A 23,925-nucleotide genomic window follows, 5' to 3' on the forward strand; every position below is an offset into this window, starting at 1 on the left:
GTGACAATTGCGTGCAATAAAGTGTGCGGTTTGGTGATTGAGCGGCACGGTGAAGGGGAGTTGGTCCATGCGTTGGCAAGGCCGTAGACAAAGCGATAATGTCGAAGATGTACGTGGACAGCAAAGCGGCGGCTTGGGCGGTGGTTTTCGCGGCGGCGGTATGGGTGGTGGACCGGGATTCCGCATTATACGCGGCGGTGGTATCTCCGGTATTCTCATTCTTGTTGTGATGTTCTTCGTGCTGCGGGCCATCGGTATCGATCCGCTGCCGTTTTTGTTTGGTGACGGCAGTATTCAATCAACGCAAACATCGCAGCAGAGCAATGGCGGCAAAGCTGCCAATGACGAGGCAACGCAATTTGCCCGTACTATTCTCGCCGAGACGGAAGATGTCTGGAACGGCATTTTTCAGGCACGCGGACAAACCTATTCACCACCGACAATGGTCATCTTCTCCAATGGTGTGCAGTCGGCTTGTGGTATGGCTTCATCCGCATCAGGGCCGTTCTACTGTCCCGGTGATCGCAAGCTCTATCTCGATCTGACATTCTTCAACGAACTCGCAACCAAGTTTGGTGCGTCGGGCGATTTCGCAAATGCTTATGTGATTGCGCATGAGGTCGGGCACCATGTACAGAACCTGCTTGGTATTCTGCCGCGCTTTAATCAGATGCGTCAGCAAATGAATGAAGCACAGGCCAACCAGATGTCGGTGCGTGTTGAATTACAGGCAGATTGCTTTGCAGGTGTGTGGGGCTATTACACTGACCAGAAGGGTATTCTGGAGGCGGGTGACCTTCAAGAAGCGATCAATGCCGCACATCAGATTGGTGACGATACATTGCAAAAGCGCTCACAAGGTTATGTGGTACCGGAAAGCTTCAATCACGGCACGTCTGCACAGCGCGCAAAATGGTTTCAGCGTGGCTTTGATAGCGGAAAGCTTGAATCCTGCGATACATTCAGCGGCGATATTTGATCGCTGAATTCGATATATACAAAGAAAAGCCGGGATATGATCCCGGCTTTTTCGTTTCCTGACAAAGTCTTAATGCATAAATCTCAAGAGTTGATTCATGCAGCTTCTTCACGTTCCGGCAGGAGCGCTTCGCCCTTCTTCTCGCGGATCAGATTGATGAACCGGCGGAAAAGATAGTGGCTGTCCTGTGGGCCAGGAGAGGCTTCCGGGTGATGCTGTACGGAGAAGACCGGCTTGCCGATAACGCGCAGGCCGCAATTGGTGCCGTCAAACAGCGAAACATGGGTTTCTTCGACATGATCAGGCAGGCTGTCGGAATCAACTGCAAAGCCGTGGTTCATCGATACGATTTCAACCTTGCCGGTGGTGTAGTCTTTTACCGGATGGTTTGCGCCGTGATGGCCCTGATGCATTTTTTCGGTCTTGGCTCCAAGTGCCAATGCGAGCATCTGGTGGCCGAGGCAAATACCGAAAACCGGCAACTCGCTATCAACCAGCTTCTGAATGGTTGGCACGGCATAGCTCCCGGTTGCAGCCGGATCGCCAGGGCCGTTCGAGAGGAAGATACCATCTGGATTATAGGCCAGCACATCTTCTGCCGTTGCTGTTGCAGGCAGCACAGTCACTTTCGCGCCGAGGCCTGAAAGCAGGCGCAGAATGTTGCGCTTCACACCAAAGTCGAGGGCGACCACGTGATAGTGCGCATCGGCCTGTTCGCCATAGCCTGCACCGAGGGTCCACGGTGTCTGGTCCCATGTCTGACTCTGGCCAATGGTGACGTCCTTTGCGAGATCGAGGTTTTCAAGTCCGCTCCATCCGGCGGCACGGGCTTTCAGCGCATCGATGTCAAACTTGCCTTCGGGATCATGCGCGATGACGGCATTTTGCGCGCCACGCTCACGAATGAGCGAGGTGAGGGCGCGTGTATCGATACCGGTGAGAGCGATGATGCCACGGCTTTTCAGCCATGCATCAAGATGTTCGGACGCACGGAAATTGGATGGCGTGGTAATGTCGGCCTTGAAGATCGCGCCGACTGCACCATGACGATTGGCTGGATTCAGATCCTCAACATCTTCTGCATTGGCACCAACATTGCCGATATGGGGGAAAGTGAACGTAACGATCTGACCTGCATAGGAAGGATCGGTCAGGATTTCTTCATAGCCGGTGAGGGCTGTGTTGAAAACGACTTCCGCTTCAACCGCGCCGGTTGCACCGACGCCCTGGCCTTCAATGACGGTGCCGTCAGCAAGAACGAGAACGGCGGTTCGCTTGGCAATTGTCCAGGGTGCTGTTTTCGATGGGGCTTCGGTCATGGCGTGCACTCCTGCGTGGTTTCGCGCTGCCGTCTGGTGCGCGTTTTCAATTTATCAGTCATGCGGCATGCTTCCGTGTGTCAACCGCTCAATGCGAGCAACTTGAAAAACGAAGCTTTGAGAGCCATATATGCGCCAAAAAGCAGCGGAAAATTGACTTTCCGCCGTGAGCACATGCCGATGTCCTGCTAAGCTTTGAGCCATAGAGAAACTTGGGCGCTGGGTCAACGTCTGAACGCAAGCTTTTAAGGAAATCTTGAGATCGGGCTATTCATTCATCCCGGAACATGCGTGCGATTGCTTATGGACCAGCTTTTAGACTAGAAGCGGTTCTAATTGAACATTTTACAAATATTAGGAGAAAGATATGTTGCGCCAGGAGATTTCTCAGGCAATGACCGATGCTATGAAGGCTCAGGACAAGCTTCGCTTGGCGACGCTCCGCCTGATCATGGCTGCAGTCAAAGATCGCGATATTGCTAATCGCGGTGCGGGAAAAGATCCCGTTGGCGACGAAGAGTTGCTTGGCATTCTCGGTAAGATGGTCAAGCAGCGCGAAGAGTCTGCTCGCATCTATGAAGAGGGCAATCGCATCGAATTGGCTGAAGGTGAGCGTGCCGAAATTGCGGTCATTAGCGATTTTCTGCCGGTTCAAATGAGCGATGATGAAGCTAAAGCGGCTTGTGAAGCGGTTATTGCTGATATTGGCGCGAGCGGCTTGCGCGATATGGGCAAGGTCATGGCGGCACTTAAAGAACGCTATGCAGGCCAGATGGATTTCACGAAGGCAAGCGCCTTGGTGAAGTCTTTGCTTCAATAGCGGCTTGTATATTTAAGTAAGTTTGTCTTTAAAGGGTCTTTTATTGGAGGGTTAGATTTATTTATGCCCTCCAATAAATTAATTGCTAAAAATTGTCGTTTACATTGAATTATTTTTTTGTTTTTTTAATATTGTATTTATTTTTTGTAAGAAAGTGTTTTTATGAATAAAGCTACTAATTTTCTACTAACAATTTTTGTAGTTGGTACAACAATGATTGGCACTGCATCAGCTGAGAGTTCAAAATGTGAAGCTGCCCTGGAGATGAGGAAGGAGTTTTGTGAAACTTCTATGGCAGGAGATGAAGGTGCTCCTGGCGCTTGTTTAGGTGCACAAATTGCTGTTTGGAGTTTCTGTTAATCAGTTGTAATTTTAGGGGCGGAAGTATCGCGGTATGGTAAGAAATCGGGATACTTCCGCGTCCTTTTGAAAACTGAAGGCTAAGCTGGCTTTGCGCTTTTCAAGCGTGTGGTGCCGAGCAATCCCTGTTCTTCAAGAACTGGATAGGCCATGGAAGCCAGAAGTGAGTTGATCTGCTTCAGATCGCGGATTGTATCGAGGTGGATCGTGCTGGTTTCGATGCTACGTGTTGAGCCGTCACGAAGCCGCGAGAAGTGGCGCATACTGGTCTGCTTTTCGAGATCGCGCAGATTGTCCTTTTCCTGCACCAGTTGACGTGCCGTATGCCCGTCACGCGAAACGATCACGTTAAAAGCCATGTGTGCATTCGCAAGCACCATGGCGTGGAAATGGCTCAGTTCCTTCCAGCCTTCCTCGGTAAATTCAAGATTGTGGTCCATCTTCTTCTGAACATGAGCGAGCATGTTGCGGACAATAATGTCGCCAACCTGTTCAAGCTTCACGCAAGCGCCCATCAGTTCCTGCATCCGCAGCGCCTCAAATTCATCGAGGTCTTTGCTGGCGAGCTTGGTCAGGTAAAGTTTGATCGCAGCATGTTTCTTGTCCACTCGATCATCAAGTGCTGCCAGTTCATGGATACGCGCCTGATCGGGCTTTTCATAGAGATCGATGATCCGGCGCAGCATCACTTCGATCGTGTCGCAGACGCCGACAACCTCACGCGTTGCGTTGGCAAGCGCCTGCGAGGGACGGTCCAGAACCGCAGTATCAAGCGCGCTATATTCTTCCACCTCAAGCGGTTGGGCAGGGGCGTTTTTGTCAGCGTTGAGATGCACCAGCGCTTCTGTTGCCCGCAGAACCAAACCTGACAAAGGTATGCCTGCAATCATCACAATGACGTTGAACAGAATATGCGCGTTAACCACCTGCGAAACCGCATCGCCACCAAGGAAAGCAATCGATGGCTTGAAGGTCTCAAACAGGATGAGCATGACCAGCGAGCCTGCGCCGCGCATCAGCAGATTGCCTAGCGGCACAACCCGTGTTTCTGGCGGTGCGTGGCGTGTAAGGATAGGCGCAATGATCGATGAACCGAGGTTGACGCCCAGCACCATAACCACCGCAAGTTCCGGCGTGATCAAGCCGCGTGAGGCGAAGGTGGTGAGCAGAATGACGGCGGCAATGCTCGAATGAAACAGCCATGTCATAAGCGCTGCCAGCAGATAGGCGGTCACAGGATCACCGGAAAGGTAATCGACGATGACGGGCAGAAGCTCGCTTTGACGCAGTGGCTCCGTTGCATGTCCTGTCATTTCCAATGACATAATGAGCAAGCCGATACCGACCAGAATGCGTCCAATCTGTCGCCAGTCGCGGCGCTCTGTGGTCATGAAAATGGCCGTGCCAGAGACAAGGCAAAGCGGTACGAGCAAGGTCAGGTCGTAGCTGAGAATTTTGACAACTAGCGCTGAGCCAAGCTCGCCGCCGCGTACCGCCATCAAGCCGGCGACACCACTGACAATCCCTGACCCAACGAAAGAGCCAACCAGCAATGTTACTGCCGTTGAGCTCTGCAGTGCTATTGCAAGCGCCAGGCCAAAGGCGATGGACAGCAGTGGATTTTGCATCTGGTTGCGCAACCGCCGGCGCAAGCGATCACCATAGGCACGCTCCACACCTGTTCGCACCATGCGTGTCGCCCACAGAAGCAGGGCAACAGCACCAGCAAGATGCAAAAGAACAAGAGAACCGTTCATGGTTGCTCCTTTCAGGTTGGAGTTGGGGGAACCAATATTTCAATTAAGTCTACGCAACAAAAAGACAAAAAATATGTTCCGGCTAATCATATAAGGCGAAGAATATGGCCCTGAACGCCCTCAAAATCAAGGTGCCCTTTGCTCTTGTGAAGGATATATGACAGTTTTATGACAAATCGAGAAGGCGAACTTGCGGTGCGCAGCATGTGATTAACGGGGAGCGTTTGGTGTGGGCGATGGACTGCGTCAGCGCACGCGCCTATATAGGTTATAGACTGCACAGTTTGCTGACCCGAAAGAGACAATTGTAATGCGTTTTCCGCCGTCATTCCTTGATGAGATCAGAGATCGCGTTCCGATCTCGACGCTGATCGGAACGCGCGTCTCGTTTGATCGCAAAAAGAGCAATCCACCCAAAGGTGATTTCTGGGGCTGCTGCCCTTTTCATGGCGAGAAGACACCGAGCTTTCACTGCGAAGATCGCAAGGGCCGTTACCATTGCTTTGGTTGCGGCGTAACGGGAGATCACTTTAAGTTTCTCACCGAGCTTGAGGGGGCAAGTTTCCCTGAAGCCGTTGAACGCGTGGCTGATATGGCAGGCGTCCCGATGCCTGAACGTGATCCTGAAATGGAAAAGCGTGAAGCCCAACGGGCGACGCTGTTCGATGTTATGGAGCTTGCCGCTCAGTTTTTTGAAAGTCAGTTACAGGTTGCGGTCGGGGCGAAAGCGCGTGCCTATTTGCGGGATCGCGGGCTTTCCAGCGCAACGCAACAGACATTCCGGATTGGCTATGCACCCGAGTCACGCAATGCTTTGAAAGAGTTTTTGGCGTCCAAAGGGGTGGCTAAAGATCAGATTGAGGCCTGTGGTCTTGTGGTGCATGGCGAAGGTATTGCTGTCTCTTACGACCGTTTCCGCGACCGGATCATGTTCCCGATTGAAGATTTGCGCGGGCGGATTATCGCGTTTGGTGGACGCGCACTTTCTGCCGATGCGCCAGCGAAATATCTGAACTCGCCAGAGACGGAGCTTTTTCACAAGGGGCGCATACTCTATAACGGTTTGCGCGCGCGAAAGGCTTGCCAGCCGCAGGGTGGCGAAGAAGCAAAGCCGATCATTGCGGTTGAAGGCTATATGGATGTGATTGCGCTTGCACAGGCCGGCATCCATCAGGCGGTGGCGCCACTTGGGACGGCGCTGACCGAGGAACAGCTCGAACTGCTTTGGCGCATCAGCCCCGAACCGATCCTGTGTTTTGACGGAGACGGTGCAGGCCTGCGGGCAGCGCATCGTGCGGCTGATCTTGGCCTTCCGAGCTTGCAGCCAGGAAAATCTCTACGCTTTGCCATGCTGCCGGAAGGACAGGACCCGGATGATCTGGTCAAGGCGGAAGGTCCGTCTGCGTTCTATGCTGTTTTGCGGGATGCAAAGCCGCTGGTCGATATGGTCTGGACGCGTGAAACGGCGAGCGGTGTTTTTGATACGCCGGAGCGTCGTGCAGAGCTTGAATCCCGCTTGCGTGAAATTACCAACCGCATCGCAAATGAGGACATTCGGCGTCATTACAGCCAGGAAATGCGTGATAGAGCGCAGGCATTTTTTGGGCAGCGGCGGCAAAATAATAACGGGAATGCATTTAACCGCGATAAAGGCAAAGGTCGTTCTGCACAGCAAGGTCGCAGCAGTGCTGCGTTCGGCGGACGTCTTGCTTTCTCAGACAGCCTCACGCGGTCGAATATGGTCAAAGGTCGCAATGCACCTTTGCGTGAAACAGCAATCGTGTTGATGTTGCTCAATCACCCGCGCCTCATTGAAGATGACTTCGAAACGATGTCTGCTCTTGATCTGGAGTATGACGCGCTGAAGGTCTTGCATCTCGCAATGCTTGATGTCCTGGCATCCGATCATGTCGAAGATGGCTATGCCATGCGCAAAGCGCTGGTCGCGGCGGGACATGGTGAACTGATTGAAACCCTCGAAGCAGTTGTTCGCCGAACGCGGGAATGGACGGCAACGGCCAGTGCTGCAGAAGACGATGTGCGCGAAGCTTTAAAACAGGCGCTTCACTTGCATCAGCGCGCGCGCACCCTACATAGGGAGTTGCGCGCAGTGGAGTCATTGCTTGATACGGACGAAACAGGCGAAGTCTTTGCTCGGCTCATCGACATTCAAAAGCAAATTGCTCAGGCAGAGGCAACTGAAGCTCTCATCGATGGCTTTGGTCTTTCTTCAGGGCGTGCATCCGGTGGTTCGTAATTCTGCTATCGTCGAATCACTCTAAAATGCTTGCTTATTAAAGTGCGTGGGCGGGCCGCTCTTCCTTGAGCATGCCCCGGAAAAGCGCGGATATTGGGCCGCGACAATAAATGATTCGCTTTTTAGACCCGAATCAGGTGAGTCGCTCTTGACGTGCGGCACAAATGACGGAATCACGACAGTTCGAGTAAGGATTTAAAGAACTGATATTGATCAAAATTCCCTGAGCGGACTTCTGAAATCACCCTGGACGGGCACTATTTGAAGAGCGGGACGGGCCTTTAAGGCGACCATTTTTCCCGGATCAACCCACAGGATTTTGGAGACGCCAGGGCTCGTTAATGACCGCAGGGTTAATTCGGCATTAACGTGAAATCAGCTATTCGCAGAATCAACAGTTAAACGGCGCTCTCGCAAAACCGTTTGGCCACTCTATATATCTTAGAAGCGACTGGTGTCGCCTGGAGACGAGCAATATGGCAACGAAGGCTAAGGAAAACGAAGAAGCCGAAGTCGAGCGCGAAGGTGCGACCGACGGGCCGCTTCTCGACCTTTCTGACGATGCTGTCAAGAAGATGATCAAGGTTGCGAAGAAGCGCGGCTACGTCACGATGGACGAGTTGAATGCTGTGCTTCCTTCGGAAGAAGTGACATCTGAGCAGATCGAAGATACGATGGCTATGCTATCGGACATGGGCATCAATGTTGTAGAAGACGATGAGCAGGAAGCTGATCGTGATGACAACAACGATGATGAGCAGGAAGAAGGCGGCGATCTGGTCGAAGCGACCGGCACTGCCGTTGCTGCCACCACCACCAAAAAAGAACCAACCGACCGTACCGATGATCCTGTGCGCATGTATCTGCGCGAAATGGGTTCCGTCGAGCTTTTGTCGCGTGAAGGCGAAATCGCCATCGCAAAGCGCATCGAAGCCGGTCGTGAAACGATGATTGCAGGGCTTTGCGAAAGCCCGCTGACATTCCAGGCGATTATCATCTGGCGTGAACAGTTGAATGAAGCCAACATTCTTCTGCGCGAAATTATCGATCTCGAAACCACCTATGCCGGCCCTGAAGCCAAGCAGGCACCGATTGTTGAGCGCGTGGAAGAAGAAAAGCCACGCGATGACAAGGCACCGCGCCGTTCGCGCGATGACGACGACATTACGAATGTCGGCGGCGACATGCCTGCGGAAGAGGAAGAAGAGGACGAGGACGAAGCCAATCTGTCGCTGGCGGCCATGGAAGCCGAATTGCGCCCACAGGTTATGGAAACGCTCGATCTGATCGCCGACACATACCGCAAGCTGCGCAAGTTGCAGGACCAGCAGGTTGAAAGCCGTCTCGCGGCTTCGGCTGATCTGTCATCCAGCCAGGAGCGTCGCTACAAGGAGCTGAAAGATCAGCTGATTAAGGCGGTCAAGTCGCTTTCGCTGAACCAGAACCGTATCGAGCAGCTGGTTGAGCAGCTTTACGACATTAACAAGCGCCTTGTTCAGAACGAAGGCAAGTTGCTGCGACTGGCTGAATCCTTTGGCGTGCGTCGCGAAGACTTTCTGAAAGAATATCAGGGTAACGAACTTGATCCGAACTGGGTCGAGCGCGTGTCTACGTTGTCGGCGCGTGGCTGGAAAGATTTTGCCACCAAAGAAGAGCGTGCAATTGATCGTCTGCGTTCGGAAATTCAGATGCTGGCCACTGAAACTGCGATTTCGATCGGCGAATTCCGTCGCATCGTCAATCAGGTGCAGAAGGGCGAACGCGAAGCAACCATCGCCAAGAAGGAAATGGTTGAAGCCAACCTTCGCCTTGTTATCTCGATTGCCAAGAAATACACCAACCGTGGCCTTCAGTTCCTTGATCTTATTCAGGAAGGCAATATCGGTCTGATGAAGGCGGTCGATAAGTTCGAATATCGCCGTGGGTATAAGTTTTCGACCTATGCGACATGGTGGATTCGTCAGGCAATCACCCGCTCGATTGCCGATCAGGCGCGTACCATTCGTATTCCGGTGCATATGATTGAAACGATCAACAAGATCGTTCGTACATCGCGCCAGATGCTGCATGAAATCGGTCGTGAACCAACGCCGGAAGAATTGGCTGAAAAGCTGGCCATGCCGCTTGAAAAAGTACGCAAGGTTCTCAAAATCGCCAAAGAGCCGATCTCGCTTGAAACGCCGGTTGGTGACGAAGAAGATTCGCACTTGGGTGATTTCATCGAAGACAAGAACGCGCTGCTGCCAATTGATGCAGCCATTCAGGCAAATCTTCGCGATACGACGACCCGTGTTCTCGCTTCGCTGACGCCACGCGAAGAACGCGTGTTGCGTATGCGTTTTGGTATCGGCATGAACACCGACCATACGCTTGAAGAAGTTGGCCAGCAGTTCTCTGTTACGCGCGAACGTATCCGTCAGATTGAAGCGAAGGCACTGCGCAAGCTCAAGCATCCGAGCCGTTCGCGTAAGCTGCGTTCGTTCCTCGACAGCTAAGTCTTTTTCGCCCGATACCGGATATGGTTTCGGGCGATTTTTATAAAAGAGAGGGAATGTTATGTCCTTTTTGAAACGCCTCTTTGGCGGCGGCTCAGCGGAAGAAACGCCGGCGGCACCAAAGGAAGCTGGACGCCTTGAACACAAAGATTTCCTGATTATTGCAACACCTTACAATGAAGGTGGTCAGTATCAGGTTTGTGGTGTGATATCGAAAACGATTGATGGTGAGCTAAAAGAGCATCGCTTTGTGCGTGCGGATCGGTGCCCCGGCATTGAAGATGCTGCCAGCATTTCGCTCAATAAGGGCCGTCAGATTATCGATGAGCAGGGCGAAGCGATTTTCCGCTAAGCTATCTGCAACAGAATTGAAAAAGCCGCGCACTCTATTTGCGCGGCTTTTTTTGTTTGCTCTGGTTATTTAGTTTCACCCTTTTCGGGATGCGCCCTAATGCGGATGGCAGACGAAGGTGACCATTTTTCGAACTACAGGCAGAATAGCGAGAAGGACGGGGAAGGCAATTGCCCACGAAAGTGCCCAGGAGGTCATCCAGCTATAAACGAGATCAGGATGGGCAAAGCCGAGGCTTTTGGTAGTTGCAATCAGCGAGACAACAAAGGTCATCATGATTGAGAGAATAAAAGGCATCACAATAGATGCATAACGCGCTGGCAGTTTTCTGCGGCGTGACCCGTTAAACTGAGACATATGTATTCCTGAATATTATGCGGGGAACGCGCAACCTAACATCAAAGCAAATAGCCGTTCCCGGCAGACTTGATGCGTTGCTTAACGTAAGACGCTTACGATCAAAAGGATGATGAGCATTGTGTAATGCAGCAGCGCTTTTCGTTCAAGAGGAAAGGGCGGCGATTTGCCCACGCTATTCAAGGCAAAACCACTACGCACTTTTGTTGCAAATGCTCTATATGCAGCCTCATGGATAAGAAACCTTTCTGGCAGACCAAATCTCTTGAAGAACTCAACCGACAGGAATGGGAAAGCCTGTGCGATGGTTGTGGTCAATGCTGCCTGCACAAATTACTCGATGACGATACCGAGGAAGTCTATTGGACAACGGTTGCCTGTACGCTGCTGGACAAGGATAGCTGCAAGTGCAGCGATTATCCGAACCGCCGCAAGACGGTGCCTGACTGCGTGTTTCTGACGCCTGAGATCGTCCATGAGGTCAATTGGCTGCCTGCGACTTGTGCCTACCGTCTTGTTGCAGAGGGGGCTGATCTCTACTGGTGGCATCCACTGGTTTCCGGATCGCCGGATACGATCTATGAAGCAGGTGTTTCTGTTCGTGGCAAGATCACCGCATTTGATCATGAGCTGGCAGATGAAGAAGAGTATATTCAGCACATGGTGCCACTTGGCTGAACGACGGCTTCTGCACATTAATTAAGTTTAATATTTAAGTGCTTATCTGTCTGTTTACATACAGGTTAAAGGTAAGTCTTTGATTTATATAAATTATATTCAATTTCAAGAGTGGCTGCGTTTTATGATGTTTACCAAGCTGAACGCGATGTGAATAGGGGCTTGGCTTTCCGTTCATCTTTCATGGATTAAATATCGGATGTCTCAGGTGGGGATCACCTGATAAAAGTTTGAAAGGATTTTAAGATGTCTGCAATGTCGTTCAAGTCGCTTGTTTTCTCTGCTGCAATTGGTCTTGCTGCCGTCTTTTCAGCTGGTGCTTCTGCAAATGCTGCTTCGCCTTCTTCCGCCCCTGCTTTTGCCGCATCCGAACAGTCGCCTGTGATTAAGATTGATCATCGCGGCAATCGCCATCATGGACGTCCAGCCTATCGTGGCCCGGCCTGCTCGGCCGAGAATGCCAAGATGAAAGCGCATCGCATGGGTATTCGTAATGCACGCGTCGCCTATCACGGAAAGTCGGTTCAGGTTCGTGGCTTCCGCTATGGTCGTCCAACCGGCGTGGTCTTCGCCAATGTACGCGGTTGTCCTGTCATCCGCTAAAACATTACAACAAACAAAAAATCCAGCCTGAAGCTCAGGCTGGATTTTTTGTTTGAAGAATGAAGAAAGGGCGCTTCAGCGCCCTTTCTTCATTCTTTGATCTCGAAAACAACGTTGACAGAAACATTGTAGCTGTTTTCACCTGCTGCAACAGGAACTGAATCTTCTTGGGCCGCAGCGGTCATCATTTTCGCCTGACGTGCGATCGGCATAGGCATATATCCGCGATTCTGCTCGTTGATTTCAACGACACGGCCAAGGCCAACACCTGCTGCATCGGCAAGGGTCTTTGCCTTGGCAATGGCATCGGCGACCGCCCGTTTGCGCGCTTCGTTGATCGTTGAGGCCGGATCGTCATTGACGAAGGTCAGATCGCCGCCTTGATTGACGCCGAGCGTTACCGATTCATCCAGAACATTGCCTACTTTTGCCAGGTCGCGCACGCGGACAGTCAGGCTGTTCGAGACGCTGTAACCGCTGATCTTTGGTTCTTTCAGCCCATTCTTGTCATCTGGGTAGACATAACGGGGCTGAATGTTGATGCCGCTTGTCTGAAGGTCGCGTTCTTCAACACCAGCCTTCTTCATGGCGTCGAGCACTTTTGCCATAGCCTCGTTATTAGCGGTCATGGCTTCGCGCGCGGTTTCCGCGTCACGCAGGACGGTGAGGTTCAGAATAGCCATATCAGGCGTAGAGGTCATCTTGCCTTCGCCGGTAACAGCAATACGTGCGGGCTGCTTCGTCATCTGATTCTCCTGCGCTTTGGCTGGCAGTGTAACGGCGCCTGCAAGCATGATTGCCGTAAGAGATGTGGCAAGAAGGGTGGTAGCGCGGTTTTTCATAAGATCTCCTGTAGAGAATATTGAGGCAGCTTTTACAAAGCATTGTTTGCGATAGGCTTTGTGCTTTGTTGTTCGTTTATTTAAGTTTCCTCTAAAACAAAAAAGCAGATCATCTGACTTGATCCTTGGTTGAGTTGCAATCTACTGTTTCAATTGAAACCAGTTTCGCCTTGTGCTGCATGATTGGCAATCGAATATGTGCGTATTAGGGCAACTTGTGCAATTGACAGCTTGTGTCCCATGTTTCTTTGAGGTAGTTGCAGTGTTGCGTGGGCCTGTAGCTCAATTGGTCAGAGCCGGCGGCTCATAACCGCTTGGTTGGGGGTTCGAGTCCCTCCGGGCCCACCATTTTCCATATTTATGTTATCATAAAATGTTCGTTGTCAGCGGGTTTTGGGTTTTCGCATAATACTTACAGATAAAAAGTACTAATAAAGCCATTGTGAAGTTATAAATTTATAAAATTCCAAATCTGAAATTAAATTTCAGAAAAAATCTGGTATTACTTCATTTTGACAGTATTTATTTTGCAAATAATCCCGTTTCGGCGAGACAGAAAATGATAAACGCGTTTCATTAATCTAAAAATTTCACGGCGCACTTTTTGTGTTGTTGTGAGGTTGCCCTTTATTCTCTTTGCGGCACCGCCTTCGCGCCGTTCAATTGTAGGGCTTATTGGTTTGTCATAGGATGGTAGCCTGTCAAACTGAATGCAAATTGCCGGATCAAGCTGATAAACGCCGCCGTTTTGTAATATCCCCAAATCCCAGTCGAACAGCAAGTAGTCTACGGGATGCTCTAAATATGAGTTCGTTGATTCCAGTAAACTAGCCGCCGTTTTCTTTGATATTATATAACCGGCGCTTGCAGCATGCCACGATGCAAGAATCCTGACTTCACGATCAAAAGCCTTGCGGGCTCCTTTTCTGCGAAGGAAAACTGGCTGCATGAACGTTTCGATTTTGACGAGATCGGCATTTGACGGAATCCAGTCTGTGCTGCTTAAGAAAGCGTGAGACTTCGGCGAAAGCTGGACATCATCCTCAAAAATAGCTGCAAACTCATCTTCACCTTGCGCTACTAACTGCCAGCATTTCCGATGGCTTAGGAAACAGGCGACTTCCCCAGCATAAAGTGCTGGAGAAGCAATATCTGGTGAAAACTGGCCCACTTGGACAGCAGGCACTCTGACTAAATCCAATCCCAGCGCGTGCATCTGCTGCTGCATGAGAGCAAGGCGATCTACCGAGCGATCGAGATTTATTAGATAGCACTTCATTTAACCACCATTTTTCATTGCTTCTATGGCGAGACAACAGTTTGGTCAAACAAAAGCCCTCGAATATAATTGGGAATCGAAGCGACAGCCCGTGATAGCGAGTTTGCATTATTTTTCGCTGCTTAGCCGTTCGGCGGACGAAGGTATTGCTGCCGACTTTTTCCCATCAACAAATTTTTAGGAGTTGTTAAAGAAATAGTAACGTAATGAAACAATTTTTCATGTGTCGTGAATATCATTATGGAGGTCTCAGGCAATGACTAGAAAAACAACCACTGTTGCGTTGGCGCTTGCAGGGTTGGTGGCGAGTTCTCTCGCGGCTTCGGCTAAGACAAGCCATATTGGCGAATTCAGGGACTGGGGCGTTTATCAGAACACGCAGTTGCCCGGTAACAAATGCTATGCTTTGACAGTGCCGTCGAGTTTTCTTCCGGCTGGTGTCCAGCACGGCGATAATTTTATCATTATTTCTAAATCAGGCGGAAGCTTCAGCCCGCAACTTGTGATGGGGTATCAACTCAAAGCCAATAGCCCCGTTAAAGTCGTGATCGATGGTACTTCATATCCCTTCTTCAGCGAAGGCAATCGAGCTTGGGCACAAAACCAAGGTGACGAAGCGCGCATCATCAGCGCTATGCGTTCCGGCCGTTCAGTTAATGTGCAGGCGACATCTGCACGGGGCACCCAGACCCGTTATACGTTTTCCCTTATGGGGTTGTCCTCATCGCTCCAGCGTGTCGATCGCTGTTGAGCTGATAAAAAAGCCCCGCTTCATGCGGGGCTTTTTTGGGGACTCAGGAAAGCCACTGCTGGTTCTTATACCAGTCATCAATATCGGACTTTGCACGATCCTTGGCGATCCCATAACGCTCCTGGATCTTGCCTTCCAATTGCTCACGGCGACCATTGATCTGCTCGAGATCGTCATCAGTGAGCTTGCCCCACTGCTCTTTGATCTTGCCTTTAGCCTGCTTCCAATTGCCTTCTACGCGATTCCAGTCCATTGGATTTCCTCCGTTCTGGTTTGTTGTACTTAGACAATGCATCAGCAGGCGATTGGTTCAGATTTTCTTCATAAAGGAAGAGGGTTTTTGTATAGTCCCGATTAAATCCCTAAGAATTTGAATGGTTTAGCTTCCTTGAAATCCTTATTTACGACGCCGGAGAAGATGTTCTTCTGATCAGGCCCCAGATCAAGTTTCTGGACTTTTCCTGTTTCGACCGAGAAATCTATAGTTTTGAGATCTACCCAGAAAATATTCGGGGTCAGTGCAGATTCAAAGAAATAAAGCTTCTCTTTCTGGTCAGACACTGTGCGCCAGCGTGTTGAAGAAATGTTCGGCTGATCGGGCGTCGTGATGCCAAAAGGAACGGACGCATTGCGAATGACGCCAAACACGCTGGCTATGGATTCGCGCGGGTCTTCGGATTTGGGAATGGCATTGATATAGAAGGCGGCGCGTGTGAAACGGTCTGATGCGCGGTTTGTACCCGGCAGCATAACCGTTCCGCCGATCTGTTCCCAATAAGAATGCAGCGCAAGCTGTTGGTCGAAGGTCGGTGAATTGGTCATCACTTGATATGTCGGGCTATGATGAATAACCTGCTTGCCATCGATATATTCAAATATGGCACTGTCACCGCTAGGATCTGAAATCGAAAGATGAAGTGTTGCAAGACGGCTTTCGCCGGGTACGGCGTCCGTTACGATGGTGAACGGGTTTTTGCTGAGTGCTTCAACCGCTTCATCGACTGTTGCGAAATTATCCAGAACATACTGCGCCCATGCCGCAATCGAAAGCCCGGGGCCTGTGCCATCGAACTTCGGATATTCAGACTCAACCAGCCAAAGAACATTAGCTACCAGTCCTGCTTCATTCATGCCGTCTGTGGTTGAAATGTCGTAGCCCGAGGCAATCACGCTGCCATATTTCGATGTCCATTTGATAGAATCTGGACCCGTTTCGCCCGTTCTCTCCATGCCGCGCGGGAAAATCCAAAGATTGGTTCCGACGTCAACCTTCCAATCCATCGAGCGGGCTGTGATCACGTGATCGTTTGCACCAAGGTAAACCACACGTGTGCAGGCTTCGGCCACGGGCGCGACGAGCATACTGGTAGTGACAAGCAGGCTTGTGCATGCGGCAGCTAGAGATTTCTTCAGAAATGCCATGAGTGGCCCCCTATGGTTGCAATGGCTGAAGATTGACTTCAATCAAAACGCTTTCGACTTTTCTCAGTGAACGCGTCTATTCGTATTTCGATAACTCTAACGGTAAACCAGTCATGTGGCTACACGATATGGATTTGGGCGGTCGTGGACCGGTCCTGGAAAAGATAGTTTCGATTGACTTATCGTTCTCCATTATACCCGCGACGTTTCCATTCTTTCAAAGGCATTATATCAGGCGCACCGCCGCCGGCTTCGTACCACGAGTCAACCGCCCAGCGCTCGCCGTCATCTGCGGTGATCACTGCAGTCCAATGGGGGTAGCGACCGTCGAAAAAGCTCCCGCGCGTAGTTTTTCGTGTGGGCTGATGATGTTTGAGCCAACCTTTTCCATGAAGGAAACGGACAAAATTATCAGTATTGGTTGATTCATCCACGCAATCCATCTGCCCTTTGATGCGTGCTTTGCCGAACTGCATACGGGGCTTGTCGCGCACACCGATCATGGCTGTACCGCGTTCTTCAAAATAGGCGATTGCCCTCCTTAGAGCCGCGCGCTCTTCTGCCGCTGATCGACTGCCTTTGCGCATCGTATTTTCGATGCGATGCAAATCCTGCGTGGTTAAGGTCAGTTTGGTTTGATAATAACAGTCATAGCCATGGCAGATTCTGAATGTTTGCGCTTGAACGCCCGATATTGTCGAGAAGAACGCAACTACCCCGATGGTTCCAAGAAACAGCCTCATAGAGTCGATTGCCCGTGCTTTTGATTGGTGAATAGCTGTGATGGCTCAAGGCGCTCAATACCTTGATAAGGGTTTGCATGAATGGCCAAAATCCACAGGCAAAACGCAGCCGTTATGGAGTAGATAATGATCGCTTTAACCCCTGCGCGTGCGCGGTCTGCATGAGTTGATGCGATGGTTATGACGGTTAACACCGTGAGCGCCATCAACAAGTACCATTTATACATGTCGACGGAGGTCGCTCCTACTGAGAGGCGCGTGTTGCGTGCATCCTGAAGCTCGTCAAAATCATGGACAAGTTGGGAGATGATTGGGGTGGGAACGCTCGTCTTGGCAAGGTCCACAATCTCACGCCGGATATTTTGTAAAGCGACTTCAACGGAGTGCGCTGGTTCGATATTGCTGTTGTTTTCCCACTCATCTTTGACGACAGCTTGCCTGTATTCGATTAATGTCGCCGCTAGTTCGGGTGCATGGAGAATCTCGGGACTCGCCGCGCCAATAAGTCGTGAGATTGATGATCTCTCTTCGCTCGTTGCTTGATCCGCTTTCGAATTCGCAGCCCATATGTCGGCTGCAACAAAGCCGAGTGACAAAGCCCAGGCAGTTGCGATTGTGCTCACAAAAGCACCAATTGGCACCGAAAGAATATCGTTTTTAGCGTGATGTGAGAGAATGTGTAGAGCTGAATAACCGATACAATATATGCATAGCCCAAATAGCGTGAATGCCAAAAAAGAAACATAAACTGATAGCTCAAAAATAAATGCCATGGTGCGCCTGTTAACTCACTGAACCAGGCATACACGCAAGGCAACAGAATATCATATAAAACAATATTTTGAGCCGATTAGGTTTGCCTGATTTATTTGGGGCTATCACAATAAATCTTGCAAGCTTAAAAAAGGGTTGCTGATATGTTTTGCTCCGAGTGGCAACCTGATCGGATCGGATCGTCGCTCTAAACCATTGTTTTAGCGAAAATCTTTATCTGATCGCAACGGAATGAGAAATCAATCGAGTGGACTGATTTCCCCGCCTAGGCGTTTCACACTTTTCGCGACGCGCTCTAACCAAAGGGGCAGTGCGATTGTGTCGAATAAATTTGAGTCAATCGCATTCCGTCCTCAGACACACTCTGCTTGATTGCTCGTCGCAGCTCTAATCGCATGGATTTGAGCCAGTCCTCATCCTAGAAGACGAAGGAAACGCCGACAACCGGTCCATGCTGGGTCACGTCATACTTGAACTTTTGACGACCTTCATTGTCATTAAAGTCCTGATACAGGGCACGGTAACCTACACGCCAGATTGTGGGCACGTCGAATGTCTTTGTCCGATAGCCGAGATAAATCTGGCCGTGTGCACTCAGTTTGGTGCCAACGCCAAAACCACCAATGTCGCCCTCAGCGGACACGTTCCAGCGTTCGCCGATATCATAGATCACACGTGTGCCAACGAATGGGTCGGTCCAATTTTCTTTGCGTGTTTCGCTTAAACCCGCAACATTGAGTTTTGCCTTGATCTCGGTCCAACGGACACCCACTGTCGGTTCAATAGCGAAGACACGCTGGCGGCCGAAATAGGTTAGACCATCGAGATCTTGCTGATAAACCCGATAAAAAACGCCACCTGCAAACGAGCTGGAAATGATATCCAGATTGAGACGATGGTTGAAAATATCCTCATCCTGGCTGGTTTTGGTGTATTGGCCATCAAAATAAATGCCGTACTTGCCATTTGATATTTCCAGATTGCCCATGGCACTCATATCGAGGTTGCTGAAAATATCTTTAAAAGGCACATCAACTTTGGATGAATAGCCAAGCAGTCCAGCGTTACCTTTGAGAGACGCACCCCATACATAGGGGCTGAAGATGACGCGCCAGCGCTGTTGATCCTGAAACTCTGTCTGAATTGGCGCAGGCGATACAATATCTGCAGCGATAGCTGATGCGACCGGGCTCAGTAAAAAGGTGCTGGCCAAGGCAAATTTACGCATCTTCACACCTGGAAAACGCCTTTTACTATTGTGTGGGTTGAGCGTCATCATCACAATTCCCCCAAGGTGATAACTTAGAATAAACTAAAGTATAAACGAAAAAGTTTGATTTACATCAATATGTTAATCACGATGGAAAATAAACTGAATTTTTTGATTGTCACAAGGATTTACTCAATCGGCATTGTTTGCGGTGGTTCATTTTTAACTGCACCACGAGGTTGCATGAGTTTCATATACGACTGGTGTTGAATTGGCTTCATTTTATCTTTTTGGGGATTTTATTATGTAAAGAGGCCTATCACGCAACAAAAACACTCACTCCATAAGCCTGTTTTATAGCGGTAGTTCGGGGTTCAGCAATATGCGCGTTTCGCGCATTGAGAAGAACTGAGGGTGAGGCATGTTGGAAACGGGGACGACGAGTTGGTCGCCCCCATAATCTCAAGGGACGTCGTCGTAGCCTACGGTACCACCTTCGTTTTCCAGACTGGCAATGCGCTTTGCTTCAGACCGATTGAATTTGAGCCGTACGCCAAGCCCTCCGCCGTTCTCCCAGATGAATTGCGCGCCTACATTCTCAAGAGTGTCATGCAGAGCTTGAATTTCTTCCTTGGAGGGCGTGCCAATTTTCCGTTCAAAAAATTCGATTTTTTCTGCATCAACGCCAGACAGTTGAGCCAAGCGGTCTCTTGAGAACTCAACAAGGGCTCTCGCCGCGCGGCATTGTGGTCCTGTCAACATGGCTTGTTCCTCCGCAATTTCGTCCAAACTCAAGATGTACTGTAACTGGCGGAGAAATCCATAGATTATATCTGCCATGCAGTTTGGCGAACTGGATCACGCTTTTTTGAGGTTCGCTTTTTTTTGTGAACACAATTTTGCCATTCTCTTGCTTGTTCGCCGCTTGATGGCTTCTTACATGAGACAGAATGCAGCAATTGCGCCGTTCGTCTGGTGATTTACGAGATCAATAGTCCGATCTGCATCTTGAACATAACTCTCATACGGTTTGTGATGTCCACTTATAAATACTTTACTTGGCCTGCGATCTTTACGGTTATCGGGCTTTTCGGTGCGCTTTGGCTCGGATATTCGCTGACCGGCACGTTCGGCGGAATGATCTCAGTGTTTATTATCTGCGCCGTGCTGAGCGTGTTGGAAATCTCGCTTTCCTTCGATAATGCGATTGTAAACGCACGTATTCTCCGCGACATGACGCCCAAATGGCAGCACCGGTTTCTGACATGGGGCATCATCATTGCCGTCTTTGGTATGCGGATTATTTTCCCGCTCGCAATTGTAGCGGTTGCCATGTGGACGGATCCTCTTTCGGCGCTCAAACTTGCGATCTGGCAGCCAGATGAATACGCGCGTGTGATTGCGGAATCTCACACGGGGATTGCTGCCTTTGGCGGTACATTCCTGCTCATGGTTGGCATGAAGTACTTCTTCGATGTCGAGAAGGACGTGCATTGGGTCAAAATCATCGAGAGCCGCATGTCGAAGTTTGCTTCCGTGCAGGGAATCGAGATTGGTGTCGCTGTCGCACTGATCCTGTTTTTCTCCTACCAGCTTGACGCGGAACATTCGCATACTTTCCTTGTGGCGGCGCTGTTCGGTTTGTTGACCTTCCTGGCCGTTGAGGGATTGGGCGCTGTGCTCGATGCGTCACAGGAGCAGGTGGATATGGTTCACCGTGGCGGTCTTGGTGCGTTCATTTATCTGGAAGTGCTTGATGCCAGCTTCTCTTTTGACGGGGTGATAGGCGCCTTTGCGCTGACCACAAATCTGTTCGTAATCGCGATTGGTCTTGGTATCGGCGCGTTCTATGTACGTTCGCTCACCATTATGCTGGTCGAACGCAAGACCCTTGGCCAGTATCGCTATCTGGAGCATGGCGCGTTTTATGCCATACTTGTGCTGGCGGTGATCATGTATGTGCAAACGCTCTACCATATCCCAGAAGTCATTACCGGTCTGATCGGTGCACTTCTTATCGGTCTCTCATTCATGTCGTCGATCCGTTACAACAAGAAGAACCCCGACTGGCAAAATCAGGCCGACGAAGCTGTTCTGAAGTAAGTTTTATAATGATAAACATTCAAGAAGGCGGCGAAAGCCGCCTTTTTTGTTGACCGAATCGGAAGAGTTGGCAAGCGTTGGATCACTCATGGCAAGGTCCGCCAGAGTGTATCCTCACATGCCGCAAGCCTATCTGCCTGCGGCTACGACTTTTTTGGAGAGGGGTCTTCCATGGTCGTCACTCGTTTGAGCAAAACCGCATTCGTTGCGGCAATTGCTTTCTTCGCAACACTCGTTTCTTTTGGCAATATCACCGACTACGGCAGCAATTTTGCTTTCGTTCAGCATGTGCTTCTGATGGATACGATCTTTCCAGACGCTACGATCAAGTATCGCGCTATTGAGAGCAATACTCTGCACAATGCTGGCTATATTCTGATCATTGCTGCTGAAACACTGACAGCCATTCTCTGCTGGATTGGCGCTTTTGCTATGGTCGGTCGCCTGAGTGGTGATGCAAAGAGCTTCAATCACTCAAAGAAATGGGCCATTGCCGGTCTCTCGCTCGGCTTTCTCGTCTGGCAGGTGGGCTTCATGTCGATTGGCGGCGAATGGTTCGGCATGTGGATGTCGTCAACCTGGAACGGTATCGAATCCGCTTTCCGTTTCTTCATCACCATTATTGCCGTGCTGATCTATGTTGTCCTGCCGGATGGCGAGATCGAAAAATAATCAGATGAAGTGAGATGAAAGGGCGGGTTCGTTGATGAGTTCAACGCCCGCCTTTTGCATTTGATCAAGCATGGCATTCATCGATCCGCCTATATCGATGCCACGACAGGCGTCGAGGCGAACGCGCACATCAAAGCCGTGTGAAACGGCATCAAGCGCGGAATAGGCTACGCAGAAGTCAGTTGCCAATCCTGTGATCGTTAGTGAGCCGATATTGCGGTCACGCAAATATCCAGAAAGACCCGTTGGCGTCTGGCGATCATTTTCATAAAAAGCAGAATAGCTATCAACGCCGATGCGGAAGCCCTTGCGTATGACCAGCTGCGCACGTGTCCATTGCAGTCCCGGATGGAATTCTGCTCCGTTCGTGCCTTGAACACAGTGGTCTGGCCATAATGTTTGCTTGCCATAGGGCATGTCGATGGTGTCGAAAGGCTTCTTTCCAGAATGGCTCGTGGCGAAACTTGAATGTCCCGCAGGGTGCCAGTCCTGTGTCAGAATGACATGCTCATTCTCATCGATCAGCCGGTTGATAACTGGCAGAATTTCATCGCCCTTATCGACAGCAAGTGCACCGCCTGGACAAAAATCATTTTGCACGTCAACGACGAGAAGGGCATGACCGATCATAAAGCGCTCCTGACTACTTTGCTGCAATTATAATCAGCGTTCCGTTCAGATGCCAGTCATTACCCGTGTTCTGGTATTACATTGTCTTTGGTGCTAACGACCGGCTTTATTGACTTTGAAAGGGGACGATTATGACTGACGAAATCACACGCGACAGCAATGGAACGCAGCTTAATGACGGCGATTCTGTTACGCTCATCAAAGATTTGAAAGTCAAGGGAACATCAACGACGCTCAAGCGCGGTACGTTGGTCAAGGGTATTCGCCTGACAGGAAACCCGGATGAAGTTGATTGCAGCACAAAGCAGGTCAAGGGCCTCGTGCTGCGCACCGAGTTTTTGAAAAAAGCTTAATCAGGCATCAATTTCGACACGACCACGCGGGCGGCTGCAACAGGCAAGGATGTAGCCTTCCGCGATCTCGTCGTCGCGGATGCCGCCATTGTGGGTCATTTCAGTTTCACCGCCGACACATTTGACCTTGCAGGTGCCACAGATGCCGAATTCGCAGGCACTCGGGATTTTGAGTCCGCCATTACGCGCCGCGAGCAGGATAGTGTCATTTTCGGTGCATTCGACTTCAACGCCGGACAGACTGAAAACCACGCTGGCTGGTGCGACAGCGGGCTTTGCCGGAGCTGCCGGTGCATCAACTGCAAGAGCGGCTGGCACTGGAACGGCGGAGATTTCGGTCGCAGGCTGGAAGCTTTCCTGATGATAATTGGCCATGTTGAAGCCGGATTGCTCCAAAAGGCCACGCACGCCATTCATGAAGGGCTCAGGACCGCAGCAGAACACTTTGCGATGCATGAAATCCGGTGCCAGCAGTTCAAGCCGGGCGCGGTCGATTCGCCCATGCAGCCCGGGCCAGACATGGCGGGCAGACGATTGCTCTACGATGAATGCAAGGCGCATGGCTTCCATGCGGCCTGAAAGCAGTTCCAGCTCCTTACGGAAGATGATGTCATCAGGGGAGCGCGCGCAATTGATGAAAGCGACATCAGTTGCCGGTGCGCAATCAAACAGCCAGCGCGTCATCGAAACCATTGGCGTGATTCCAGAACCCGCTGAAATGAAGAGATATTTCTCACTTGGATGGTTGGCGAGCGAGAAGTCGCCATTTGGACCATAGGCCTTGAGGGTCATTGGTGGGCGAAGATGATCAAGCATCCAGCGCGTGCCAATACTGTCTTTCTGCGCCTTGACGGTGACGGAGATGTGATAGGGTCGGGAAGGGGTTGATGACAGCGTGTATGTCCGCAGCACCGGCCCCAATCCATCGGCCCGTTCAATCGGTAGTTCAAGAGTGACGAATTGGCCCGGCGTATAGCGGAACCAGTTGTCCTCCAGCGTTTTGAAGGAGAAGGTCATAACGTCTGGCGCTTCTTCGATGGCCGAGATGCATTGCAGCATCTGCAACCTGTCGTTCCACGGCAGCATCTCGTCCAGATATTTCAGAGGCTGCATGGCCTTCTCACTTCTTCAATATGTATTACACTTATATGCGCATCTTCTTCCGAAAA

General features: G+C 50.6%; 25 protein-coding genes and 1 tRNA gene. 13 read left to right on the forward strand and 13 right to left on the reverse strand.

Going from position 1 to position 23,925, the window contains the following annotated elements:
* The first annotated feature begins 67 nt into the window (after positions 1–67).
* The gene (locus H5024_RS05395) at positions 68–979 is read left to right on the forward strand and encodes a neutral zinc metallopeptidase (RefSeq protein ID WP_187544366.1); all 912 of its coding nucleotides are present in this window, start codon (positions 68–70) and stop codon (positions 977–979) included.
* Between the two features lie 95 nt (positions 980–1,074).
* On the opposite strand, the gene carA is transcribed toward H5024_RS05395, so the two are convergent.
* The gene (carA, locus tag H5024_RS05400) at positions 1,075–2,298 is read right to left on the reverse strand and encodes a glutamine-hydrolyzing carbamoyl-phosphate synthase small subunit (RefSeq protein ID WP_187544367.1); all 1,224 of its coding nucleotides are present in this window, start codon (positions 2,296–2,298) and stop codon (positions 1,075–1,077) included.
* Between the two features lie 367 nt (positions 2,299–2,665).
* On the opposite strand from carA, the gene H5024_RS05405 reads away from it, so the two are divergent.
* On the forward strand, positions 2,666–3,118 hold the full coding sequence (locus H5024_RS05405) for a GatB/YqeY domain-containing protein (protein WP_187544368.1): 453 nt from the start codon (positions 2,666–2,668) through the stop codon (positions 3,116–3,118).
* 162 nt (positions 3,119–3,280) lie between these two features.
* The gene (locus tag H5024_RS05410) at positions 3,281–3,478 is read left to right on the forward strand and encodes a hypothetical protein (protein ID WP_187544369.1); all 198 of its coding nucleotides are present in this window, start codon (positions 3,281–3,283) and stop codon (positions 3,476–3,478) included.
* 80 nt (positions 3,479–3,558) lie between these two features.
* Here the strand turns inward: H5024_RS05410 and H5024_RS05415 are convergent, their stop codons facing one another.
* Positions 3,559–5,235, reverse strand: a complete 1,677-nt coding sequence (locus tag H5024_RS05415) for a Na/Pi cotransporter family protein (RefSeq protein WP_187544370.1) — start codon at positions 5,233–5,235, stop codon at positions 3,559–3,561.
* A 310-nt stretch (positions 5,236–5,545) separates the two neighbouring features.
* Between H5024_RS05415 and dnaG the strand changes: the two genes are divergently transcribed.
* The 3 genes from dnaG (at position 5,546) to H5024_RS05430 (ending at position 10,339) form a co-directional block, all read left to right on the forward strand.
* Positions 5,546–7,492, forward strand: a complete 1,947-nt coding sequence (gene dnaG / locus H5024_RS05420; RefSeq protein WP_187544371.1) for a DNA primase — start codon at positions 5,546–5,548, stop codon at positions 7,490–7,492.
* Between the two features lie 476 nt (positions 7,493–7,968).
* The gene (gene rpoD, locus H5024_RS05425) at positions 7,969–9,987 is read left to right on the forward strand and encodes an RNA polymerase sigma factor RpoD (protein ID WP_187544372.1); all 2,019 of its coding nucleotides are present in this window, start codon (positions 7,969–7,971) and stop codon (positions 9,985–9,987) included.
* 61 nt (positions 9,988–10,048) lie between these two features.
* Positions 10,049–10,339 carry an HlyU family transcriptional regulator gene (locus H5024_RS05430; RefSeq protein WP_187544373.1) on the forward strand — a complete coding sequence of 97 codons (291 nt, stop codon included), beginning with the start codon at positions 10,049–10,051 and terminating at the stop codon, positions 10,337–10,339.
* Positions 10,340–10,435: 96 nt separating this feature from the next.
* Here the strand turns inward: H5024_RS05430 and H5024_RS05435 are convergent, their stop codons facing one another.
* Positions 10,436–10,696 (reverse strand): DUF2798 domain-containing protein, encoded by a 261-nt coding sequence (locus H5024_RS05435; RefSeq protein WP_187544374.1) that lies wholly within the window; start codon positions 10,694–10,696, stop codon positions 10,436–10,438.
* Positions 10,697–10,927: 231 nt separating this feature from the next.
* Here H5024_RS05435 and H5024_RS05440 point away from each other — a divergent pair, with 231 nt between their 5' ends.
* Both H5024_RS05440 and H5024_RS05445 read left to right on the forward strand, forming a co-directional pair.
* The gene (locus tag H5024_RS05440; protein WP_187544375.1) at positions 10,928–11,374 is read left to right on the forward strand and encodes a YcgN family cysteine cluster protein; all 447 of its coding nucleotides are present in this window, start codon (positions 10,928–10,930) and stop codon (positions 11,372–11,374) included.
* 246 nt (positions 11,375–11,620) lie between these two features.
* On the forward strand, positions 11,621–11,977 hold the full coding sequence (locus H5024_RS05445) for an antifreeze protein (protein ID WP_187544376.1): 357 nt from the start codon (positions 11,621–11,623) through the stop codon (positions 11,975–11,977).
* Positions 11,978–12,066: 89 nt separating this feature from the next.
* On the opposite strand, the gene H5024_RS05450 is transcribed toward H5024_RS05445, so the two are convergent.
* Positions 12,067–12,819, reverse strand: coding sequence for an SIMPL domain-containing protein (locus H5024_RS05450; RefSeq protein WP_187544377.1), 753 nt, complete (start codon positions 12,817–12,819; stop codon positions 12,067–12,069).
* Positions 12,820–13,090: 271 nt separating this feature from the next.
* On the opposite strand from H5024_RS05450, the gene H5024_RS05455 reads away from it, so the two are divergent.
* Positions 13,091–13,167 (forward strand) — tRNA-Ile (locus H5024_RS05455).
* Between the two features lie 154 nt (positions 13,168–13,321).
* On the opposite strand, the gene H5024_RS05460 is transcribed toward H5024_RS05455, so the two are convergent.
* Positions 13,322–14,098, reverse strand: a complete 777-nt coding sequence (locus tag H5024_RS05460; protein ID WP_187544378.1) for a glycosyltransferase family 25 protein — start codon at positions 14,096–14,098, stop codon at positions 13,322–13,324.
* A 256-nt stretch (positions 14,099–14,354) separates the two neighbouring features.
* Between H5024_RS05460 and H5024_RS05465 the strand changes: the two genes are divergently transcribed.
* Entirely contained in the window at positions 14,355–14,849 is a 495-nt protein-coding gene (locus H5024_RS05465; protein WP_187544379.1) for an invasion associated locus B family protein, read from the forward strand.
* Between the two features lie 43 nt (positions 14,850–14,892).
* Here H5024_RS05465 and H5024_RS05470 read toward each other — a convergent pair whose 3' ends face one another.
* The 6 genes from H5024_RS05470 to H5024_RS05495 all read right to left on the reverse strand — a co-directional run bounded on the left by H5024_RS05470 (position 14,893) and on the right by H5024_RS05495 (position 19,838).
* Complete coding sequence (locus H5024_RS05470; protein WP_187544380.1) at positions 14,893–15,102, reverse strand: CsbD family protein; 210 nt, start codon at positions 15,100–15,102, stop codon at positions 14,893–14,895.
* A 101-nt stretch (positions 15,103–15,203) separates the two neighbouring features.
* Positions 15,204–16,271 (reverse strand): linear amide C-N hydrolase, encoded by a 1,068-nt coding sequence (locus tag H5024_RS05475; protein WP_187544381.1) that lies wholly within the window; start codon positions 16,269–16,271, stop codon positions 15,204–15,206.
* Between the two features lie 179 nt (positions 16,272–16,450).
* Positions 16,451–17,014, reverse strand: coding sequence for a hypothetical protein (locus tag H5024_RS05480; protein WP_247875213.1), 564 nt, complete (start codon positions 17,012–17,014; stop codon positions 16,451–16,453).
* Entirely contained in the window at positions 17,011–17,787 is a 777-nt protein-coding gene (locus H5024_RS05485) for a hypothetical protein (RefSeq protein WP_187544382.1), read from the reverse strand. Before H5024_RS05485 ends, H5024_RS05480 begins: the two co-directional genes overlap by 4 nt.
* A 419-nt stretch (positions 17,788–18,206) precedes the next feature.
* On the reverse strand, positions 18,207–19,016 hold the full coding sequence (locus H5024_RS05490) for a hypothetical protein (RefSeq protein ID WP_187544383.1): 810 nt from the start codon (positions 19,014–19,016) through the stop codon (positions 18,207–18,209).
* A gap of 444 nt (positions 19,017–19,460) precedes the next feature.
* Positions 19,461–19,838, reverse strand: a complete 378-nt coding sequence (locus H5024_RS05495; protein WP_348770676.1) for an XRE family transcriptional regulator — start codon at positions 19,836–19,838, stop codon at positions 19,461–19,463.
* Positions 19,839–20,033: 195 nt separating this feature from the next.
* On the opposite strand from H5024_RS05495, the gene H5024_RS05500 reads away from it, so the two are divergent.
* Together H5024_RS05500 and H5024_RS05505 are read left to right on the forward strand one after the other, a co-directional pair.
* Entirely contained in the window at positions 20,034–21,101 is a 1,068-nt protein-coding gene (locus H5024_RS05500) for a DUF475 domain-containing protein (RefSeq protein ID WP_187544384.1), read from the forward strand.
* Positions 21,102–21,272: 171 nt separating this feature from the next.
* Positions 21,273–21,773 carry a DUF2165 domain-containing protein gene (locus H5024_RS05505; RefSeq protein WP_187544385.1) on the forward strand — a complete coding sequence of 167 codons (501 nt, stop codon included), beginning with the start codon at positions 21,273–21,275 and terminating at the stop codon, positions 21,771–21,773.
* On the opposite strand, the gene pncA is transcribed toward H5024_RS05505, so the two are convergent.
* Positions 21,774–22,403 (reverse strand): bifunctional nicotinamidase/pyrazinamidase, encoded by a 630-nt coding sequence (gene pncA / locus H5024_RS05510; protein ID WP_187544386.1) that lies wholly within the window; start codon positions 22,401–22,403, stop codon positions 21,774–21,776.
* A 131-nt stretch (positions 22,404–22,534) separates the two neighbouring features.
* Between pncA and H5024_RS05515 the strand changes: the two genes are divergently transcribed.
* The gene (locus H5024_RS05515; RefSeq protein WP_007875876.1) at positions 22,535–22,756 is read left to right on the forward strand and encodes an alkylphosphonate utilization protein; all 222 of its coding nucleotides are present in this window, start codon (positions 22,535–22,537) and stop codon (positions 22,754–22,756) included.
* On the opposite strand, the gene H5024_RS05520 is transcribed toward H5024_RS05515, so the two are convergent.
* The gene (locus H5024_RS05520) at positions 22,757–23,869 is read right to left on the reverse strand and encodes a hybrid-cluster NAD(P)-dependent oxidoreductase (protein WP_187544387.1); all 1,113 of its coding nucleotides are present in this window, start codon (positions 23,867–23,869) and stop codon (positions 22,757–22,759) included. It abuts the gene before it with no gap.
* Positions 23,870–23,925: the final 56 nt, after the last annotated feature.

It is taken from the genome of Ochrobactrum sp. Marseille-Q0166 (assembly GCF_014397025.1).
Taxonomy (GTDB): Bacteria; Pseudomonadota; Alphaproteobacteria; order Rhizobiales; family Rhizobiaceae; genus Brucella.

Coding starts and splice junctions, on each gene's coding strand:
- H5024_RS05395 (WP_187544366.1), top strand. CDS start 68: ATGCGTTGGCAAGGCCGTAGACAAAGCGATAATGTCGAAGATGTACGT.
- H5024_RS05450 (WP_187544377.1), bottom strand. CDS start 12,819: ATGAAAAACCGCGCTACCACCCTTCTTGCCACATCTCTTACGGCAATC.
- H5024_RS05515 (WP_007875876.1), top strand. CDS start 22,535: ATGACTGACGAAATCACACGCGACAGCAATGGAACGCAGCTTAATGAC.
- H5024_RS05440 (WP_187544375.1), top strand. CDS start 10,928: ATGGATAAGAAACCTTTCTGGCAGACCAAATCTCTTGAAGAACTCAAC.
- H5024_RS05490 (WP_187544383.1), bottom strand. CDS start 19,016: ATGCGTAAATTTGCCTTGGCCAGCACCTTTTTACTGAGCCCGGTCGCA.
- H5024_RS05430 (WP_187544373.1), top strand. CDS start 10,049: ATGTCCTTTTTGAAACGCCTCTTTGGCGGCGGCTCAGCGGAAGAAACG.
- dnaG (WP_187544371.1), top strand. CDS start 5,546: ATGCGTTTTCCGCCGTCATTCCTTGATGAGATCAGAGATCGCGTTCCG.
- H5024_RS05415 (WP_187544370.1), bottom strand. CDS start 5,235: ATGAACGGTTCTCTTGTTCTTTTGCATCTTGCTGGTGCTGTTGCCCTG.
- H5024_RS05485 (WP_187544382.1), bottom strand. CDS start 17,787: ATGGCATTTATTTTTGAGCTATCAGTTTATGTTTCTTTTTTGGCATTC.
- H5024_RS05470 (WP_187544380.1), bottom strand. CDS start 15,102: ATGGACTGGAATCGCGTAGAAGGCAATTGGAAGCAGGCTAAAGGCAAG.
- H5024_RS05405 (WP_187544368.1), top strand. CDS start 2,666: ATGTTGCGCCAGGAGATTTCTCAGGCAATGACCGATGCTATGAAGGCT.
- H5024_RS05445 (WP_187544376.1), top strand. CDS start 11,621: ATGTCTGCAATGTCGTTCAAGTCGCTTGTTTTCTCTGCTGCAATTGGT.
- pncA (WP_187544386.1), bottom strand. CDS start 22,403: ATGATCGGTCATGCCCTTCTCGTCGTTGACGTGCAAAATGATTTTTGT.
- H5024_RS05435 (WP_187544374.1), bottom strand. CDS start 10,696: ATGTCTCAGTTTAACGGGTCACGCCGCAGAAAACTGCCAGCGCGTTAT.
- H5024_RS05505 (WP_187544385.1), top strand. CDS start 21,273: ATGGTCGTCACTCGTTTGAGCAAAACCGCATTCGTTGCGGCAATTGCT.
- H5024_RS05520 (WP_187544387.1), bottom strand. CDS start 23,869: ATGCAGCCTCTGAAATATCTGGACGAGATGCTGCCGTGGAACGACAGG.
- carA (WP_187544367.1), bottom strand. CDS start 2,298: ATGACCGAAGCCCCATCGAAAACAGCACCCTGGACAATTGCCAAGCGA.
- H5024_RS05475 (WP_187544381.1), bottom strand. CDS start 16,271: ATGGCATTTCTGAAGAAATCTCTAGCTGCCGCATGCACAAGCCTGCTT.
- H5024_RS05410 (WP_187544369.1), top strand. CDS start 3,281: ATGAATAAAGCTACTAATTTTCTACTAACAATTTTTGTAGTTGGTACA.
- H5024_RS05500 (WP_187544384.1), top strand. CDS start 20,034: ATGTCCACTTATAAATACTTTACTTGGCCTGCGATCTTTACGGTTATC.
- rpoD (WP_187544372.1), top strand. CDS start 7,969: ATGGCAACGAAGGCTAAGGAAAACGAAGAAGCCGAAGTCGAGCGCGAA.
- H5024_RS05460 (WP_187544378.1), bottom strand. CDS start 14,098: ATGAAGTGCTATCTAATAAATCTCGATCGCTCGGTAGATCGCCTTGCT.
- H5024_RS05495 (WP_348770676.1), bottom strand. CDS start 19,838: ATGGCAGATATAATCTATGGATTTCTCCGCCAGTTACAGTACATCTTG.
- H5024_RS05465 (WP_187544379.1), top strand. CDS start 14,355: ATGACTAGAAAAACAACCACTGTTGCGTTGGCGCTTGCAGGGTTGGTG.
- H5024_RS05480 (WP_247875213.1), bottom strand. CDS start 17,014: ATGAGGCTGTTTCTTGGAACCATCGGGGTAGTTGCGTTCTTCTCGACA.